This is a genomic window from Streptomyces sp. YIM S03343, assembly GCF_054729195.1.
This window is the reverse complement of the sequence record NZ_JBPUKX010000001.1, coordinates 5,893,425-5,912,006: the sequence shown is the minus strand read 5'-3', so window position 1 is coordinate 5,912,006 and position 18,582 is coordinate 5,893,425. Positions and strand designations below refer to the sequence as shown.

The 18,582-nt window shown below is 69.1% G+C and carries 16 protein-coding genes and 1 tRNA gene; 13 read left to right on the top strand and 4 right to left on the bottom strand.

Annotated elements, in window-relative coordinates; all coding sequences use genetic code 11:
• Positions 1 to 38 precede the first annotated feature (38 nt).
• The 4 genes from desA to ACSYGN_RS25820 are packed head-to-tail and all read left to right on the top strand — an operon-like array spanning position 39 to position 5,152.
• The gene (gene desA, locus ACSYGN_RS25835) at positions 39 to 1,496 is read left to right on the top strand and encodes a lysine decarboxylase DesA (RefSeq protein WP_460399564.1); all 1,458 of its coding nucleotides are present in this window, start codon (positions 39 to 41) and stop codon (positions 1,494 to 1,496) included.
• Positions 1,480 to 2,778, top strand: a complete 1,299-nt coding sequence (locus ACSYGN_RS25830; RefSeq protein WP_460399562.1) for a lysine N(6)-hydroxylase/L-ornithine N(5)-oxygenase family protein — start codon at positions 1,480 to 1,482, stop codon at positions 2,776 to 2,778. Before desA ends, ACSYGN_RS25830 begins: the two co-directional genes overlap by 17 nt.
• A gap of 32 nt (positions 2,779 to 2,810) precedes the next feature.
• Positions 2,811 to 3,371, top strand: coding sequence for a GNAT family N-acetyltransferase (locus ACSYGN_RS25825; protein ID WP_460403741.1), 561 nt, complete (start codon positions 2,811 to 2,813; stop codon positions 3,369 to 3,371).
• Positions 3,368 to 5,152 carry an IucA/IucC family protein gene (locus tag ACSYGN_RS25820; RefSeq protein WP_460399560.1) on the top strand — a complete coding sequence of 595 codons (1,785 nt, stop codon included), beginning with the start codon at positions 3,368 to 3,370 and terminating at the stop codon, positions 5,150 to 5,152. The genes ACSYGN_RS25825 and ACSYGN_RS25820 overlap by 4 nt, the downstream gene beginning before the upstream one ends.
• A gap of 56 nt (positions 5,153 to 5,208) precedes the next feature.
• Here ACSYGN_RS25820 and ACSYGN_RS25815 read toward each other — a convergent pair whose 3' ends face one another.
• Positions 5,209 to 6,789 carry a beta-N-acetylhexosaminidase gene (locus ACSYGN_RS25815; RefSeq protein ID WP_460403739.1) on the bottom strand — a complete coding sequence of 527 codons (1,581 nt, stop codon included), beginning with the start codon at positions 6,787 to 6,789 and terminating at the stop codon, positions 5,209 to 5,211.
• A gap of 204 nt (positions 6,790 to 6,993) precedes the next feature.
• The gene (locus ACSYGN_RS25810; RefSeq protein WP_460399558.1) at positions 6,994 to 8,559 is read right to left on the bottom strand and encodes a purple acid phosphatase family protein; all 1,566 of its coding nucleotides are present in this window, start codon (positions 8,557 to 8,559) and stop codon (positions 6,994 to 6,996) included.
• A 164-nt stretch (positions 8,560 to 8,723) separates the two neighbouring features.
• On the opposite strand from ACSYGN_RS25810, the gene ACSYGN_RS25805 reads away from it, so the two are divergent.
• Together ACSYGN_RS25805 and glmS are read left to right on the top strand one after the other, a co-directional pair.
• Positions 8,724 to 8,981 (top strand): hypothetical protein, encoded by a 258-nt coding sequence (locus tag ACSYGN_RS25805; RefSeq protein WP_460403737.1) that lies wholly within the window; start codon positions 8,724 to 8,726, stop codon positions 8,979 to 8,981.
• A 163-nt stretch (positions 8,982 to 9,144) separates the two neighbouring features.
• Positions 9,145 to 10,962: a glutamine--fructose-6-phosphate transaminase (isomerizing) gene (glmS, locus tag ACSYGN_RS25800; protein WP_460399556.1), complete on the top strand. Its 1,818-nt coding sequence runs from the start codon at positions 9,145 to 9,147 to the stop codon at positions 10,960 to 10,962.
• A gap of 270 nt (positions 10,963 to 11,232) precedes the next feature.
• On the opposite strand, the gene ACSYGN_RS25795 is transcribed toward glmS, so the two are convergent.
• Entirely contained in the window at positions 11,233 to 11,760 is a 528-nt protein-coding gene (locus ACSYGN_RS25795; protein WP_460399554.1) for a universal stress protein, read from the bottom strand.
• A gap of 586 nt (positions 11,761 to 12,346) precedes the next feature.
• On the opposite strand from ACSYGN_RS25795, the gene ACSYGN_RS25790 reads away from it, so the two are divergent.
• From ACSYGN_RS25790 to ACSYGN_RS25775, 4 genes are all read left to right on the top strand, one after another.
• Positions 12,347 to 12,565, top strand: a complete 219-nt coding sequence (locus ACSYGN_RS25790; protein ID WP_460403735.1) for a hypothetical protein — start codon at positions 12,347 to 12,349, stop codon at positions 12,563 to 12,565.
• A gap of 379 nt (positions 12,566 to 12,944) precedes the next feature.
• On the top strand, positions 12,945 to 14,180 hold the full coding sequence (locus ACSYGN_RS25785; protein ID WP_460399552.1) for a helix-turn-helix domain-containing protein: 1,236 nt from the start codon (positions 12,945 to 12,947) through the stop codon (positions 14,178 to 14,180).
• A gap of 200 nt (positions 14,181 to 14,380) precedes the next feature.
• Positions 14,381 to 14,983 carry an oligoribonuclease gene (orn, locus tag ACSYGN_RS25780; RefSeq protein WP_460399550.1) on the top strand — a complete coding sequence of 201 codons (603 nt, stop codon included), beginning with the start codon at positions 14,381 to 14,383 and terminating at the stop codon, positions 14,981 to 14,983.
• Positions 14,984 to 15,100: 117 nt separating this feature from the next.
• Positions 15,101 to 15,173: transfer RNA gene (locus ACSYGN_RS25775), tRNA-His, on the top strand.
• A 71-nt stretch (positions 15,174 to 15,244) separates the two neighbouring features.
• Here the strand turns inward: ACSYGN_RS25775 and ACSYGN_RS25770 are convergent.
• Positions 15,245 to 16,042: a hypothetical protein gene (locus ACSYGN_RS25770; protein WP_460399548.1), complete on the bottom strand. Its 798-nt coding sequence runs from the start codon at positions 16,040 to 16,042 to the stop codon at positions 15,245 to 15,247.
• A gap of 102 nt (positions 16,043 to 16,144) precedes the next feature.
• On the opposite strand from ACSYGN_RS25770, the gene ACSYGN_RS25765 reads away from it, so the two are divergent.
• From ACSYGN_RS25765 to ACSYGN_RS25755, 3 genes are all read left to right on the top strand, one after another.
• Entirely contained in the window at positions 16,145 to 17,080 is a 936-nt protein-coding gene (locus tag ACSYGN_RS25765; RefSeq protein ID WP_460403733.1) for a DUF5996 family protein, read from the top strand.
• A 130-nt stretch (positions 17,081 to 17,210) separates the two neighbouring features.
• Complete coding sequence (locus ACSYGN_RS25760) at positions 17,211 to 17,741, top strand: cbb3-type cytochrome c oxidase subunit I (RefSeq protein ID WP_460399546.1); 531 nt, start codon at positions 17,211 to 17,213, stop codon at positions 17,739 to 17,741.
• Between the two features lie 238 nt (positions 17,742 to 17,979).
• The gene (locus tag ACSYGN_RS25755) at positions 17,980 to 18,579 is read left to right on the top strand and encodes a recombinase family protein (protein ID WP_460399544.1); all 600 of its coding nucleotides are present in this window, start codon (positions 17,980 to 17,982) and stop codon (positions 18,577 to 18,579) included.
• Positions 18,580 to 18,582: the final 3 nt, after the last annotated feature.

Here is an 18,582-nt window from a genome sequence, read left to right as displayed (position 1 = left end):
CCCGCACGGACCGACCGTCCCCACCGGAGGACCCCCACATGCGCTCGCACCTGCTCAATGACCTCACCGCGGAGCACTACCGGCGCTCCGTGACCGAAGGAGTCGAGCGGGTGGCGGCACAACTCGCCACCGCCGACCGCCCGTTCACCGGCGTCACGGCGGACGACCTCGCACCCCGTATCGACAGCGTCGACCTCGACAGCCCCCTGCACGACACCACCGCCGCGCTCGACGAACTGGAGGAGGTCTACCTCCGCGACGCGATCTACTTCCACCACCCCCGCTATCTCGCCCACCTCAACTGCCCGGTCGTCATCCCGGCGGTGCTCGGCGAGGCCGTGCTCTCCGCGGTCAACTCCTCGCTCGACACCTGGGACCAGTCGGCCGGGGGCACCCTCATCGAGCGGAAACTCATCGACTGGACGGCCGCCCGTATCGGCCTCGGACCCGCCGCCGACGGTGTGTTCACCTCCGGCGGCACCCAGTCCAACCTCCAGGCCCTGCTGCTGGCCCGCGAGGAGGCCAAAACCGGCTCCCTCGGCACCCTGCGCGTCTTCACCTCCGAGGTCAGCCATTTCAGCGTGAAGAAGTCCGCCAAGCTGCTCGGCCTCGGCCCCGATTCCGTCGTCACCGTTCCCGTCGATCACGACAAGCGGATGCAGACCGTCGCCCTCGCCCATGAGCTGGAGCGCTGCCGCCGGGACGGGCTCGTGCCCATGGCCGTCGTCGCCACCGCCGGGAGCACCGACTTCGGGTCCATCGACCCGCTGCCCGAGATCGCCGGACTGTGTGCCCAGTACGGCGTCTGGATGCATGTGGACGCCGCCTACGGCTGCGGGCTGCTCGTCTCGCGCCGCCACCGCGACCGCATCGCCGGGATCGAACGCGCCGACTCCGTCACCGTCGATTATCACAAGTCCTTCTTCCAGCCGGTGAGTTCCTCCGCCGTGCTGGTCCGTGACGGCGCCGCACTAGGCCACGCCACCTACCACGCCGACTATCTCAACCCGCGCCGCATGGCCGAGGAGCGCATCCCCAACCAGGTCGACAAGTCCCTCCAGACCACCCGCCGTTTCGACGCCCTCAAACTGTGGATGACCCTGCGGGTGATGGGCGCCGACGGGATCGGTGAACTCTTCGACGACGTGTGCGACCTGGCCCGGCAGGGCTGGGAGCTGCTGGCCGGCGATCCGCGGTTCGACGTCGTCGTCGAGCCGTCGCTGTCGACTCTCGTCTTCCGTTTCGTCCCGGCCCCCGTGACCGATCCCGGCCTCACCGATCCCACCGAGATCGACCGCGTCAACCTCCACGCCCGCAAGGCCCTGTTCGCCTCCGGCGAGGCCGTGGTCGCGGGCACCAAGGTCGGCGGCCGCCAGTATCTCAAGTTCACCCTCCTCAACCCCGAGACGACGGTGTCCGACATCGCCGCCGTCCTCGATCTGATCGCCGGCCACGCCGAGCAGTACCTGGGAGAGACCCTTGACCGTGCATCCTGAATCCGCAGCCGGAGACACCGCCCACGACGTCGTGGGAATCGGCCTGGGCCCGTTCAATCTCGGCCTCGCCTGCCTCACCGAGCCGATCGCCGAACTCGACTGCGTCTTCCTGGAGTCCAAGCCCGGCTTCGAGTGGCACTCGGGCATGTTCCTCGACGGCGCCCATCTCCAGACGCCGTTCATGTCGGACCTCGTCACCATGGCCGACCCGACCTCGCCGTACTCCTTCCTCAACTACCTGAAGGAGAAAGGGCGACTGTACTCGTTCTACATCCGGGAGAACTTCTACCCGCTGCGCGTCGAGTACGACGACTACTGCCGCTGGGCCGCCGCCCAACTCGGCAGCCTCCGCTTCGACGCCACGGTCACCGAGGTGACGTACGACGAGGGCGACGAGCTGTACCTCGTACGAACGGATGGCGGCGACACGTACCGCGCCCGCCACCTCGTCCTCGGCACCGGCACCGTCCCCTACGTCCCCGCTCCCTGCCGGGAGTTGGGCAACGATGTCGTGCACACTGTGCAGTACAAGCACCGCAAGGCCGAACTCCAGTCGGCCGGGTCGATCACGATCGTCGGCAGCGGGCAGAGCGCGGCCGAGGTCTACTTCGAGCTGCTCGGCGAGATCGACGCCCACGGCTACCAGCTCAACTGGGTCACCCGCTCACCGCGGTTCTATCCGCTGGAGTACACCAAGCTCACCCTTGAGATGACCTCCCCCGACTACATCGACTACTTCCACGCGCTGCCCGAGAACACCCGGCACCGGCTGGAGAAGGAGCAGAAGGGGCTCTTCAAGGGCATCAACTCGGATCTGATCAACGACATCTTCGACCTGCTCTATCAGAAGGGCGTCGAGAGCGGCGACCGGCCCGTGCCGACCCGGCTGCTCACCAACTCCACGCTCACCGAGGCCCGTCGCGAGGACGGCTCGTACCTGCTCGGCTTCCACCAGGACGAGCAGGGCAAGGACTTCGAGATCCGCAGCGAGGCCTTGCTCCTCGCCACCGGCTACCACTTCGAGCCCCCGGCCTTCCTCGCACCGGTCCGCGATCGCCTTCGCCACGACGGCCACGGCAGCTTCGATATCGCCCGCAACTACGCCATCGATGTGACCGGCCGCGGCATCTTCCTCCAGAACGGCGGCATCCACACCCACAGCGTCACCAGCCCCGACCTGGGCATGGGCCCGTACCGCAACTCGTACATCATCCGCGAGCTGCTCGGCACCGAGTACTACCCGGTCGAGAAGACCATCGCCTTCCAGGAGTTCGCCGTATGAACGAAGTTCGCGGAACGAGCGATGTCCGCCCTATGAGCGACGCACGCCGTACGGGCGTCACCGCCGCCGACTTCACCTTCCGGCCCCTCCACCCGCTCACGGACGCCGAGTTGCTGCACGGCTGGGTGACACATCCCAAGGCGGCCTTCTGGATGATGCAGGACGCGAAACTCGAGGACGTCGAACGCGCCTATCTGGAGATCACGGCCGACGAGCACCATCACGCACTGCTCGGGTCGCTCGGCGGTGATCCCGTGTTCCTGATGGAGCACTACGCCCCCGCCCGGCGGGAGCTGGTCGGGCTGTACGAGGCCGAGCCCGGGGACGTCGGGATGCACTTCCTCGTCGCGCCCAGCGACACACCCGTGCACGGCTTCACCCGGGCCGTCATCACGGCAGTCGTCGCATACTTGTTCGAGAACCCGGTCGTCCAGCGGATCGTCGTAGAGCCGGACGTGCGCAACACCGCCGTGCACGCCATCAACGAGGCAGTCGGCTTCGTGCCCGAGCGGGAGATCCAGAAGCCGGAGAAGACCGCCCTGCTGAGTTTCTGCACCCGGGAGGCGTTCGAGAGGGCGGTGGCCGCCGCGTGAACGGTCGTCCCGCCGAGTGCGTCTCCCACCTCTCCCCCGAGCGCTGGGAGACCGCCAACCGCCTCCTCGTCCGCAAGGCCCTCGCCGAGTTCGCGCACGAGCGGCTCATCACACCGGAGGAAGAGACAGACGGCGGCTATGTCGTGCTCAGCGACGACGGAGCCACCCGCTACCGCTTCACCGCCATCCGCCGCGCCCTCGACCACTGGCAGGTGGAGGCGGCCTCCATTACCCGCACCACCACCCACAACGGCGCCGAACTCCCCCTCGCCTCCCTCGACTTCTTCATAGAACTGCGGCAGACACTCGGCCTGACCGACGAGATCCTCCCCGTCTACCTGGAGGAGATCTCCTCCACCCTCTCCGGCACCTGCTACAAACTCACCAAACCAGCTGTCGCCTCAGCCGAGTTGGCAGCGCGCGGCTTCCAGGACATCGAGACCGGGATGACGGAGGGCCACCCCTGCTTCGTCGCCAACAACGGGCGGCTCGGCTTCGGAGTCCATGAGTACCTGGCGTACGCCCCCGAGACCGCGCACCCCGTCCGGCTGATCTGGCTGGCCGCGCACCGTTCCCGGGCGGCGTTCACCGCCGGTGCCGGGATCGAATACGAGGGTTTTCTGCGCCGGGAGTTGGGGGCGGCGACGGTCGAGCGGTTCGACTCCATACTGCGTGAGCGGGGACTCAACCCGGCCGACTATCTGCTCATCCCGGTCCACCCCTGGCAGTGGTGGAACAAGCTCAGCGTCACCTTCGCCGCCGAGGTCGCCCGGCAGCAGCTGGTCTGCCTCGGCGAGGGCGACGACGAGTATCTGGCGCAGCAGTCGGTCCGCACCTTCTTCAACACCACCGATCCCGCCAAGCATTATGTGAAGACGGCGCTCTCCGTCCTCAACATGGGCTTCATGCGCGGGCTCTCCGCCGCCTACATGGAGGCGACCCCCGCCATCAACGACTGGCTCGCACGGCTCGTCGCCGCCGACCCGGTGCTGAAGCGGACGGGTGTGTCGATCATCCGGGAGCGTGCCGCCGTCGGCTACCGGCATCTGGAGTACGAGAAGGCCACCGACCGCTACTCGCCGTACCGCAAGATGCTCGCCGCGCTGTGGCGGGAGAGCCCCGTACCGTCCCTCCAGGACGGCGAGTCCCTGGCCACCATGGCATCGCTGCTCCATGTCGACCATGAGGGCGCGTCCTTCGCGGGCGCGCTGATCGAGCGGTCCGGAGTGCCGGCGGCGGAGTGGCTGCGGCACTATCTGAGGGCGTACTACACCCCGCTGCTGCACTGCTTCTACGCCTACGACCTGGTATTCATGCCGCACGGCGAGAATGTGGTCCTCGTCCTCACGGACGGTGTGGTGCGGCGCGCGATCTACAAGGACATCGCCGAGGAGATCGCGGTGCTGGACCCGGACGCGCTGCTGCCGCCCGAGGTCGCCAGGATCCGGGTCGAGGTGCCGGAGGACCAGAAGCTGCTGTCGATCTTCACCGACGTCTTCGACTGCTTCTTCCGCTTCCTCGCCGCGCACCTCGCCGCCGAGGGCATCCTGGCCGAGGACGACTTCTGGCGGACGGTCGCCGAGGTCACCCGCGAGTACCAGGAGTCGGTGCCCGAACTCGCCGACAGATTCCGGCAGTACGACATCTTCGCCCCCGAGTTCGCGCTGTCCTGCCTCAACCGGCTCCAGCTCCGCGACAACCGGCAGATGGTGGACCTCGCCGATCCGTCCGGCGCGCTGCAGCTGGTCGGCACGCTCAGGAACCCGCTCGCCGGGTTCTGACCCGGACCGGCGGGCGCCCCTGAGCACGGTCCTCCGAGGCGTCCGCCGTCACGGTGTCAGTCAGTGGGCCAGGGCACCTGTGGCGACCGGTAGTACCGGATCCCCAGCGCCTCCCAGCGCGCCGCCTGCGCCGCGAGCCGCACCTTGTAGGCGTCCCAGCCGTGCGTGGCCGCAGGAGACCAGCCCAGCTCGGCCACGCCGGGCAGCCGGGGGAAGGTCAGATAGTCGATGTCGGCGTCGGTGACGACGGTCTCCGTCCACAGCGGCGCCTCCACACCGCGCACCGCCGATCCCGGCAGCCCGGCGAGATAGGCGCCCGGGTCCCAGTCGTAGGACCGGCGCACCTCCACCAGCCCCGCCCAGTCCTGGCCGAGCGGGGTGTCGGCGGTGTACTTCATGTCGAGGTAGATCCGGTCGGCGGGCGACAGGACGATCCCGGTGCCGTGCTGCGCTGCGGCCACGACTTGCGCCTTCTCCTCGGCCGAGGTGTCGTCCAGACCCCAGTACTGGGCGATCGCGCCCTTGGCCGGGTGCGCGCCGGTGAGCTGGTGCCAGCCGATGACCGTCTTGCCGTACTCGGCGACGATCGGCTGCACCCGGTCCATGAAGGCGACATAGTCCGCGTGGCTCGTGGAGTGCGCCTCGTCGCCGCCGATGTGCAGATAGCGGCCCGGCGTGAGCGCGGCCAGCTCGCGGATCACGTCGTCGACGAAGTCGTAGGTGACCTGCTTACCCACGCACAGCGAGCTGAAGCCGACGTCGGTGCCGGTATAGAGAGGGGGCGCGGTGCCGTCGCAGTTCAGCTCGGCGTACGAGGCGAGCGCCGCGTTGGTGTGGCCCGGCATGTCGATCTCCGGGACGACCTCCAGATAGCGGGAGGCGGCGTAGCGGACGATCTCGCGGTAGTCGGCCTTGGTGTAGTGGCCGCCGGTGCCGCCGCCGACCTGGGTCGAGCCGCCGTAGGACGCCAGCCGGGGCCAGGAGTCGACGGCGATGCGCCAGCCCTGGTCGTCGCTGAGGTGCAGATGCAGGGTGTTGATCTTGTAGAGGGCGAGTTCGTCGATGTAGCGCTTGACCTGGGTGACGGTGAAGAAGTGCCGGGAGACGTCGAGCATCGCGCCGCGGTAGGCATAGCGGGGGCGGTCCTCGATGGTGCCGCCCGCCACCAGCCAGGGGCCGGGCTTCACGGTGTCCTTCTCGACGGCCGCCGGGAGCAGCTGGCGCAGGGTCTGTACGCCGTGGAAGAGGCCCGCGGGTTCCCGCGCGGTGATGACGACCCCGCCGCGCCCGCTGTGCAGACGGTAGCCCTCGGCGCCGTACGGGCCCTTGGCGAGCCGGAGTCGGATGCCGCCGGTGCCGTGCGTGGTCAGCGGGAGGGGATAGCCGGTGGAGGGGCGCAGCACTCCGGCGAGGTAGGCGCCGACGCCGCGCGCCTTGGGCGGGGCGACGATGCGGGTGTCGCGGGTGATGCGGTACGGCGTCCCGGTCGGGGTGACGGATGCCGGTGCCGGGATCACCCGGCCGAGCGGCGTGGCGGTGCGGGCCGGTGCGGACGCCGTCGACGTCGTCGCTGCGGCCCCGGCGGTGAAGCTGCCCGCAGCCGCGACGAGCAGCAACGAGCCGAGGATCCTGGACATGCGGGGTGTCGTGCCGCGCTGCCGTCTCACCTGTGCTCCCTTGGTCGAGACCAACCGAAGGGCCCATTCTGGTCCAGACCTTTCCCCGGCGGAAGCCGTGAGGACGGTGAATGCCCCATGGGGCCGGTGAAAGCCACCGCGACAGCGAAGGCGGCCCCTGCGCGATGTGCGGCAGGAGACCGCCGGATCGCCGCCCCGCAAGCCCTACTTGGCCCTGCGCGCCACCGTGAAGTGGTCGATCCGCTCGCCCGTCTCCGCGATGCCCTGCACCTTCAGCGTCGCGTACCGGCCCTTGGACGCGGGCGTGACATCCACCCGCAGGAACGAGTAGTTGAGGTACCGCACCCGTGACCACGCCACGGTCTCGTTGACCTTGCCGTCTTTGGTGTTGATGAACGACGCCACGGAGTCGACCTCGTTCGGGTGGCCCTCGTAGGAGTCCGGCGCGCTGAACGCGTACAGGCTGCGGCCCGCCGCGCCCGCGGTGACGTAGACCACACCTTCGGTCTCGGGGTACGAAGTCCCGCCGATCGGAAGCTTCTTGGCGACCGCGTTGCCCTTGATGACGTCGGTGCGCTCGTACTGGTGGTTGTGGCCGTTGATGACCAGGTCGACGGTGTACTTCTCGAACAGCGGCACCCACTCCTGGCGCACCCCGCCCTCCGAGGCGTGGGCGGTGGAGGTGCAGTAGGCGCAGTGGTGGAAGAACACGACGATGAAGTCGATGTCCCGGTCGGCCCGGAACTTCTTCAACTGCCCCTCGAACCACGTCGTCTGGGTGCCGCCGGAGATGCCGAGGTTGGCCGGGATCTCGAAGGAGACGTCGTTGGGGTCGAGCGAGATGATCGCGGTGTTGCCGTGGACGAAGGAGTAGACGCCCGGCAGATGCTGTCTGTCGGGGCCGTTGTCGGGCAGCGTGAAGCGGGCCTCCTCGCCGCCGTAGCCGCCCGGCGAGTACCAGGCCTCCATGTCGTGGTTGCCGTAACTGACCATCCACGGAACCTGTTTGGCGACCGACTCGGTCTGGTGGAGGAACTGGTCCCATATGCGTGAGTCGTAGCCGGTGTCGGTGCTCTTGCCCTGTCCGGCCGGGTCGCCGTAGGCGATGTCGCCCGCGTGCAGATGGAAGGCCGGGTTCTGGCCGAGGATCAGACTGTCGTTGGCCAGCGCGTGATAGCTGACGCCCTGGTCGCCGAAGGCCGTGAAGGTGAACGGCTCCCGGCCCGCGGGGGCGGTGGTGAATGTGCCCAGGGTGCCCAGCAGATGCGCCTCGGCCGGGTCGAAGCCGGCGTGACCGACACCGTAGTAGTACGTCCTGCCGGGGCGCAGTCCCGCGAGCTTGGCGTGCAGGTAGTACTGCGTGCGGTCGCCGCTGGCGCCGACTCCGGCCGGGGTGTAGAGGGTGCGGACCTCGGCGGGGATCCTGCGGGAGAGGTCCCAGGGGCGGGCGCCGATCCGGACGAACGGCTTCTGCACGGCGACCGGGACCTGCCAGGAGACGGTCATCTCGGTGCGCGCGTCGTTGCCGTAGGCGAGGTGGCGGCCGAACGGGGCGACGAGGGCGCCGTCGACCTTCTCCACCGCGGGGGCCGCCGACGGGGTCGGGACCGCTGCCCGGGCCGTCCCGCCTGCGATGAACGTGCCACCCGTGACGGTGCCGAGGGTGACGGCGCCGCCGCGGATCATCGTGCGCCGCGAGAATCTGGCGCGCAGATACTCGTGCTGCTCGGCCATGCTCATGCGCTCGGCCAGCTTCTCGGGTACTCCCATACGTGGAATGTCCATGGCGTGTGAAACTCGTCCCTCCGGGCAACCGGGCGCAAGACACAGGATGGACAGCTTCGGAACAGCGGCCCATGAGAGATTCAACAGTCGCTTGCCCGAAAGCGGGCAGATTTCTTGCGAAACTGCGGCTTGTGTCTCAGGATCTACAGGTGCACGACGAACTGGTCGATCATCTGACGAGGTCCACGCCCCTGGGACGGGGCGAGGCGCTGCGCGTGATCCAGGACGTACTCGCCTATTTCGGCGAGACGACCGAGGTCTATGTCCGCCGCAGACACCGTGAGCTCCAGGCGCAGGGCCTGGTGAACGCGGAGATCTTCGAGCAGATCGCGGCGGACCTGGGATACCGGGCGGTGGCGCCGCCGGAACTCACGCTCAGACAGCTGCGCCGGATCGTGTACGGCTGAGCCCGCGGCCGGAACGGCACGGCACGCACACTCAGCCGAGGCCGGACAGCAGGCAGCAGGAGCGGATTGCTGTCAGCGGACTGCGGACTGCGGACTGCGGACAGCACCAGCGACGCAGGGACCACGAACGACCGTGGTCCCCTGGGGTTAGGGATACAGACACATGTGCGGAATCGTCGGATACATCGGGAAGCGTGACGTGGCTCCCCTGCTGCTGGAGGGCCTCCAGCGGCTGGAGTACCGGGGCTACGACTCGGCCGGCATCGTCGTGACCACACCGCGCACCGGCGCGCTGAAGATGGTCAAGGCCAAGGGCCGCGTGCGCGACCTGGAGTCGAAGGTCCCGGCCCGCTTCAAGGGCACCACCGGTATCGCCCACACCCGCTGGGCCACCCACGGCGCCCCCTCCGACGTCAACGCCCACCCCCATCTGGACGCCGAGGGCAAGGTCGCCGTCGTCCACAACGGCATCATCGACAACGCCGCCGACCTGCGCCGCAAGCTGGAGGCGGACGGCGTCGAGTTCCTCTCCGAGACCGACACCGAGGTCCTCGTCCACCTCATCGCCCGCTCACAGTGCGAGAAGCTGGAGGACAAGGTCCGCGAGTCGCTGCGCGTCGTCGAGGGCACCTACGGCATCGCCGTGCTGCACTCCGACTTCCCGGACCGTATCGTCGTGGCCCGCAACGGCTCCCCGGTCGTCCTCGGCATCGGCGAGAAGGAGATGTTCGTCGCCTCGGACATCGCCGCGCTGGTCGCCCACACCCGCCAGATCGTCACCCTCGACGACGGCGAGATGGCCACCCTCAAGGCCGACGACTTCCGTACGTACACCACGGAGGGCACCCGTACGACGGCCGAGCCGACCATCGTGGAGTGGGAGGCGGCCTCCTACGACATGGGCGGCCACGAGCACTACATGCACAAGGAGATCCACGAGCAGGCCGACGCCGTGGACCGGGTGCTGCGCGGCCGTATCGACGACCGTTTCTCCACCGTGCACCTCGGCGGCCTCAACCTGGACGCCCGTGAGGCCCGCAGGATCCGCCGGGTGAAGATCATCGGCTGCGGCACCGCGTACCACGCCGGCATGATGGGCGCCCATCTGATCGAGGAGCTGGCCCGTATCCCCGCGGACGTCGAGCCGGCCTCCGAGTTCCGTTACCGCAACGCCGTCGTCGACCCCGACACCCTCTACATCGCCGTCTCCCAGTCCGGTGAGACGTACGACGTGCTGGCCGCCGTGCAGGAGCTGAAGCGCAAGGGCGCGCGGGTGCTGGGCGTCGTCAACGTGGTCGGGTCGGCCGTCGCCCGCGAGGCGGACGGCGGCATCTATGTGCACGCCGGGCCCGAGGTGTGCGTGGTGTCCACCAAGTGCTTCACCAACATGACCGTCGCCTTCGCCCTGCTCGGCCTCCACCTCGGCCGCACCCGCGACCTGTCGGTGCGCGACGGCAAGCGGATCATCGAGGGGCTGCGCAAGCTGCCCGCGCAGATCAACGAGATCCTGGCGCAGGAGGACGAGATCAAGAAGCTGGCCGACGAGTACGCCGAGGCCCGCTCGATGCTGTTCATCGGCCGGGTGCGCGGCTACCCGGTGGCCCTGGAGGCGTCCCTGAAGCTCAAGGAGGTCTCCTACATCCACGCCGAGGCCTACCCCGCCTCCGAGCTGAAGCACGGCCCGCTCGCCCTGATCGAGCCCACCATGCCGACGGTGGCGATCGTGCCGGACGACGACCTCCTGGAGAAGAACCGCGCCGCTCTGGAGGAGATCAAGGCCCGCAACGGCCGTATCCTCGCGGTCGCCCACCAGAAGCAGGAGAAGGCCGACCTGACGATCGTCGTGCCGAAGAACGAGGACGAGCTGGACCCGATCCTCATGGGCATCCCGCTCCAACTCCTTGCCTACCACACGGCGAAGGCGCTCGGCCGCGACATCGACAAGCCGCGCAACCTGGCCAAGTCCGTGACGGTGGAGTAAGCGCCGCTTCCGGCAAGGAAACTGACGGACCGTCGAGCCCGGCGGACGCGAACGTGAACGACCCCCTGTGTGCCACCAGCACAGGGGGTCGTTCCATGAGAGGCCGGAGCCGCCTGGTCCGGCCCGCAGCTGCCTCGGCCGGTGGCCGTCACACCCCGGGGTCCGGCAGCGCGTCATGCGTACGCTGACCGGTATATGCCCTGCCCAGAGGCACGAACACCCCTACGCGTCAGTAGAGTTCACGTCCGAGGGCCCGCCGCGGGACGCGGGTCACGGGATGACGATGACGGGCCGCTGCGCCCGCTTGGCGAGCCGTCCGGCGACGGAGCCGAAGATGCGCCCCACTATGCCGTGCGTGGACCCCACGACGATCGCGTCCGCCTCGTACTCCCGCCCCACCTCTTCGAGTTCGTGGCAGATGTCGCCGCCGCGCTCGACGAGGATCCAGGGCACCTCGGCCAGATGGTCGGCGCAGGAGAGTTCGAGCCCGAGCACCTCGGTGCGGTGATCGGGGACGTCGACGAAGACCGGGGGTTCGCAGCCCGCCCAGACGGTGGTGGGCAGCCGGTTGGCGACATGGACGATGATCAGGCCGGAGCCGGAGCGGCGGGCCATGCCGATCGCGTACGCGAGTGCGCGCTCGCTGGACGTGGAGCCGTCGAAGCCGACGACCACGCCGTGCAGGAAGGCGGGGTCGCAGGAATGGCGTGCTTCTTCCGCCGCCAGGGGATCGGCCGCCGTGGGATCGGCGACGGGCCGCCTGCGGTCCGCGGGTTCGGAGAATTCGTGACCGGCCATGGGATTCTCGGCGTCTAGACCTCGTGGGTGGGACGACAGTGTGCGGCGGAGCTGTGTCCGGGAATCATCTTCCCAACCCCATACCCCCAAGGGTACGGCGGCACTCCTCCTTAGCCCAGATCCCGCGAGCGGTCCGCGGGAGTTCCCCGGAGCATGCACGAGCAGATGCCCGTGACGCAATGGTTGCTGCCCGGTACAGGCGGTTTGCACAGGATTCACTGACCCGCGCGAGGTACCGGCCGGCCCGGCCCGCCTCTGTACGCCACCCCACTCGGCGGCACCGGCAGTGACCGACACGGCGGACGGACGTTGAACCGAAGCGAACCGCCGCCGCAGGGAGTCAGCCATGCCCGGACCACCCGACCCCTCCCCCGACAGGCACCCCGAAGAGCACCCCACCCAACATCCCGCCGAACGCCCAGCCGAGCAGCCCGCCACGCACCCCGCCGAGCAGCCCGCCGAACGCTTCACCGCGCAGCCCGCCGAACCCGCCGCCGAGCAGCCCCCGAGGCACCCCCCACCACCACCGGCACCACCACCGGCACCGGCACCGCCACCGCCACCCACCAAGGACACAGTCACGGACGTGGTCCGCTGGGCGGCGTTCAGCTGTGTCCTCGTCCCTGTCGCCCTGCTCTGGTACGGCACCTCGCTCGCCGGCGCGACCGGGACCGCCCTCGGTCTCGCGGCCGTCACCGCGGTCTGCCGCCTGTTGCTGCGCCGGTCGGAGCGCGACGGGAATCGCGACGGAAAAGGGGCGCGAGGAGGCGGACGTCACACCGGGGGGAGTACACCGGTCGACTGACCGGTTTCCGCGCACGCGCCCGCTCGTTTTCGGCCAACTTCTGGAAACCGCGCATCCCCTGTCCTGACCACCCCCTAACCCCCGTTCCACCTGCACGGAAAGGGTCTGCGGGACCCCGCGCACCCTACGTGGATTGGCCACTGCGACAAGGCGCACTTCCCTGCACGGCCCACGAGTGCAACGCTTCGTGATCGAATGCTTCACGCCAAGTTGCCATGTCGACATTGAGCGGGGTGGCGAACTGGCCACGCAGGCACTGTGCAACACAGTAGATTCGATCTTGACTGTCTTTACGGCGGGGGACTCGTGCAGGACCGAGGGGAAACGTGCAGGAGCGACACAACCGAGGAGCCGCGACCACCGAGGGGGGCTTAGCAGTATGAGCCACGACTCCGCTGCCGCGCCGGAAGCCGCGGCCCGGAAACTGTCCGGGCGACGCCGCAAGGAGATCGTCGCGGTGCTGCTGTTCAGCGGCGGCCCCATCTTCGAGAGTTCCATACCGCTGTCGGTGTTCGGGATCGACCGCCAGGACGCCGGCGTGCCGCGCTACCGACTGCTGGTGTGCGCGGGCGAGGAGGGTCCGCTGCGGACCACGGGGGGCCTGGAACTCACCGCGCCGCATGGCCTGGAGGCGATCTCGCGCGCGGGCACGGTCGTCGTGCCCGCCTGGCGCTCGATCACCTCGCCGCCGCCCGAAGAGGCACTCGACGCGCTACGCCGGGCGCACGAGGAGGGCGCCCGCATCGTGGGACTGTGCACCGGGGCGTTCGTGCTGGCCGCGGCGGGCCTGCTGGACGGCCGTCCCGCGACGACCCACTGGATGTACGCGCCGACGCTGGCCAAGCGCTATCCGTCGGTGCACGTGGATCCGAGAGAGCTCTTCGTCGACGACGGGGACGTCCTCACGTCGGCGGGCACGGCGGCGGGCATCGATCTCTGCCTCCACATCGTGCGAACCGACCACGGCAACGAGGCGGCCGGCGCGCTCGCCCGGCGCCTGGTCGTGCCACCGCGCAGGACGGGAGGCCAGGAGCGCTACCTGGACCGGTCTTTACCTGAGGAGATCGGCGCCGACCCGCTCGCCGAGGTCGTCGCCTGGGCACTGGAGCATCTGCACGAGCAGTTCGACGTCGAGACGCTCGCGGCCCGCGCCTATATGAGCCGCCGCACCTTCGACCGCCGGTTCCGCTCGCTGACGGGCAGCGCTCCGCTCCAGTGGCTGATCACCCAGCGGGTGCTCCAGGCGCAGCGGCTCCTGGAGACGTCGGACTACTCGGTGGACGAGGTCGCGGGCCGCTGCGGCTTCCGCTCGCCGGTGGCCCTGCGCGGTCACTTCCGCCGCCAGCTCGGCTCGTCCCCGGCGGCGTACCGGGCCGCGTACCGCGCCCGCCGCCCGCAGGGCGACCGCCCCGAGAGCGACGCCCCCGTGGCGCCCCCGGCGAGCACGATGACCGGCGGCCCCACGGTGCAACTCCACCCGGAGGGCCCGGTACCGCCCCAGGCCCGCCGTACGGCAGCCGCGGCGGCGGCGAGCGCGGTGGGCTCCGGAGCAGCGCTGTCCGCGTCCCTGGACGGCCGTGACCCGTATCTGCCGAGGCAGCGCAGCGGGGCGTGAGGGGAACCTGAAGGACGGGCGGGGCGCGCCCGGGGCAGGCACGTGGCAAGGGTCACGGAGCCGCCCCCGCGCCCCGCCCGTTTCTCACGTGGACCACCGATCCGGACCACCGATCCGGACCACCGGTCTGGACCACCGGCAATGACAAGGTCACGTCACGACCGGCCCCCGTCGGCCTTTCGGGCCGTAAGGTTAGACATATGAACGATCGCATGGTGTGGATCGACTGCGAGATGACCGGCCTCTCGCTGTCGGACGACGCGCTCATCGAGGTGGCCGCCCTCGTCACCGACTCGGAACTGAACGTGCTCGGCGAGGGTGTGGACATCGTCATCCGCCCGCCGGACTCGGCACTCGAGACGATGCCGGAGGTGGTCCGCCAGATGCACACCGCATCCGGACTCCTCGACGAGCTCGCCGGCGGCACGACGCTGGCCGACGCACAGGAACAGGTCCTCGCCTTCGTGCGCGAGCACGTCAAGGAGGCCGGCAAGGCCCCGCTGTGCGGCAACTCCGTCGGCACCGACCGCGGCTTCCTGCTGCGCGACATGCCCGAGCTGGAGAGCTATCTGCACTACCGCATCGTGGACGTGTCGAGCATCAAGGAGTTGGCCCGCCGCTGGTACCCGAGGGCCTACTTCAACAGCCCGCAGAAGAACGGCAACCACCGCGCGCTGGCCGACATCCGCGAGTCCATCGCGGAGCTGCGCTACTACCGCGAGGCGATCTTCGTCCCCCAGCCGGGCCCCGACTCCGACACGGCCCGCACGATCGCCGCGAAGCACGTCGTCCCCGCCCGCTGACCCCCGCAAACCCCCCGCCCGGGGCCCCCGTAAAACCTGGGCGCGAGCACCCCTGTGAACCCTGTACACTTTTTCTCGGCCGGTCGGAGACAGCGTTAGCCGAACTACCGGCCCATGGTGGGTGTAGCTCAGCTGGTAGAGCACCTGGTTGTGGTCCAGGATGTCGCGGGTTCGAGTCCCGTCACTCACCCTTTGCCAAGAGGCCGATGGTCTGCGAAAGCAGTCATCGGCCTCTTGCGTTGCCCTTGCGACCCCACGCGGTCAGTCGCTGTCCCGGTAGTTCATGAACCAGTGGGTGTCGAAGTAGCGGGCCATCGTATACGGGTGGTGCGGGTCGGTGAGGATGCGGCAGACGAACTCCGCGGCCTGGCAGTCGAAGGAGAGGTCCTCGTTGTCGAAGGACCGGACCACGACGGGCCAGCGGTCAGGGTCGTCACCCTCGGCCCTCCAGCAGTACAGGTCCTCGTGCTCAGTGCCCGCCCAGATGAGCAGACCGTCCTCCCTGAGGGACGTCCACGGCTCCTGGTTCAGATCCAGGTACCCGTCGAAAGCGCCCACGCCGAACGTCTCGACCATGCGCTTGTAGTCGCTCGGCAACACGATAGCCAGGCGCGACTCCATCTCGGCCCAGTCGACGTCCGGCCGCTGGGCGGGCTGCGTCCAGCCGGTGATCCGGTTGAGCCGCTGCATCCAGTCGACGTCCTCGCCCGGCGCAACCGCCAAGGCTTCCGGCACCTCCCTGCGGGCGACCACCAGCACCGGCCGCTCAGCCCCTTCGGCGTCCCGCGCGGTCCCGGTGCCGATCCACTGGTCCCCGTACGCCCACGCCCGTATCGTCACGGCCCGGTCCTCGATAGGGGCGAGGAGAGCGGCGCCCTTGGAGTCGTCGAGCGTGGGATCGGTGAAGCCGTCGAGGACGAGCGTGCGCGGGGCACCGTACCTGTCGCTGAGCCGGTCGATCAGGTCCTGCAGGTTCAATTCGCCGGACAGGTACATACAGCCGTCCTCCGGGCCGAGTTGGTCCAGCAGGTCGCTGACGGTCGCTTGCGTGAGCTCCATAGCGAACAGTGAAGCGCACCGCACTGACAGTGGGGCCGAACCGCTCCCTCCGGCCCCCGCGCGGGTGCCGGACGGCGCCCGCCGGGTCATCATGGGAGCGTGATGGAGCTGTTCCCACCGATGCCGCTGCCGGAGTGGCGGGACACCAAGGAGACACTGCACCGCTTCGCACAGATCGTCGGCAAGATCCGCCTGGCGGCGAGCGCCCGGCGCAACCACTGGTGGAACGTCCCGTTCCACCTCACGGGGCGCGGCCTCACCACGCGTCCGATGGGTCAGGTCGACGGGAATCCGATCTTCGCGATCGACTTCGACTTCGTCGACCACCGGCTCATCGTCACGACGCTGGACGGCGAAGAGCGGTCCTTCCCGCTTCCGGGCCAGTCCGTGGCGTCCTTCCACGACGCGACCCTGGCCGCTCTGAGCGCGCTGGGCGTCCAAGTGGACATCGCCGTTCCCAGGCCCTACGACCTGCCCGACGCCGACCGGCCGTTCGCCCAGGACACCGAGCACGCGACCTACGATCCGGTGGCCGCCAACCGCTACTGGCGGATCCTGAGCCAGGTGGCGTCCGTGCTGGAGGAGTTCGCGGCGGGGTACTCGGGAAAGACCAGCCCGGTGCACCACTTCTGGCACACCTTCGACATCGCCCACAGCCGGTTCTCCGGGCGGCAGATCGACCAGCCCCGGCAGGTCGACCCCGTCACCCGGGAGGCGTACTCCCGGGAACTGATCAGCTTCGGCTTCTGGTTCGGCGACGACACATTCACCGAGCCCGCCTTCTACTCCTACACCGCCCCCGAACCCGCCGGCCTGGCCGAGGAGCCGCTCAACCCCGCGTCCGCACGGTGGCTCACGCGCAGCGACAACCAGCTGGCCGTGCTGCCCTACGCCGCCGCCCGCATCGACCTCGATCCCCGCGCCGCCGTCCTCGCCTTCTACGAAAGCGCCTACCGGGCCGGGGCCGGACGCGCCGGATGGGACATCGCGGCGCTCGCATGCCCCGGAGGCATCACGGACCCGGTCCGGCAGGTCTGACACCCGGACCGGAAAATCGACGGCGGCTTGGGCGGGGCTGGTCAACTGGGCAGTAATCACTCGGCGTCCGCTTGCCCCCGGCCCCTTCCGGTGGAACTTCCTCGGCTGGCACCGCCGTGACCACCGGGAGTTGAGCTTCCGTTCCCCCGACACGGTCGTACTCACCACGGCGCAGCGCACCACCGCCTGGTACTTCTTCGCCATGGCCGGGCTGTTCGTCGTCCAGACACTGGTCGGCGCGGCCGCCCAGCACTACCGGGCGGATCTCGGCACCTTCTTCGGCATCCCGCTGGACAAGTGGCTTCCCTACGATCTGACCCGGACCTGGCATGTCCAGCTGTCCATCTTCTGGGTGGTCACCTCGTTCCTGGCCATCGGCATCTTCATCACCCCGCTCGTGGCCCGTGGCCGGGAGCCGGGCGGGCAGGCGCTGCTGTCCCGGCTGCTGCTCGGGGCCCCGGTCGTGGTGGTCGTCGGCAGCCTGGTGGGCGAACTGGCCAGCCAGCGCAACTGGTTCCACGGTGGCTGGAGCGTGTTCGGCAGTCAGTCGTGGGAGTACCTGGACCTGGGACGGTTGTGGCAGACCCTGCTGATCATCGGTCTGATCTTCTGGGTCGTGATCCTCTTCCGCGGGCTGCGCGGCAGGGTCTTCAACTGTTGAATGCTTTGCTTACGGATCCTTGTTGATGCTGCATAGCAGGGTTGGTGTGGATCTGTGGGTAATCCGGTGATCTGTCATGCGATTGTGTGGGGGTTCATGCTGGTCTGGGCTGTCCGGTGATGATGCGGCCGTAGGGTCCGTGGTCATGGAGCTTCTTCGTTTGGCGGTGGCCGCGCGCAGGGTGGGTGTGCACCCGGGGACGCTGCGGCTGTGAGCGAACGAGGGCAGGGTTGCGGTGGTGTGGGTGGGCCGGGAACGGCGTTTCTCCGTCGAGGCGTTGGACGCGTTGACGGGGAGTGCGGCGTCGGCTGAGCGGCGTGAGGCGTTGTATGTGCGGGTCTCGGGCACCAGTGGGCAGGAGTCGTCGCTGGCTGCGCAGGAGGCGGAGTTGCGGGGCTCGGCTTCGGGTGTGGTGGTCGCGGTGTTCCGGGACCGGGCTTCGGGGCTGCGGGAGTCGCGTCCGGGTCTTGACCGGTTGCTGAAGCGGGCGGCGGCGGGGGAGTTCACCCATGTGCGGGTCACGCATCGTGACCGTCTGGCCCGGTTCGGTGCGGGCTGGCTGATCGAGGTGCTGGCCCATCGCGAGGTGGCGGTCGAGGTCCTGCACGCCAAGGGCACGGCGGGGGGCAGGGAGGAACTGCTGGACGACTTCATGTTCCTGGTGGCCGCCTTCGCCGGACGGATGTACGGGATGCGCTCATGTGAAGCACGGCGACGGCTGCTGGCCGAGGCCGACGAGCGGATCGGCGATCCTGCTTCCGGCACCGGCAGCGGAGGTCCGGGGTGCTTCGCTGCTCCCGAAGCCGAAGCCGTGCGGGCGGAGGATGGCTGTGGCTAGGTT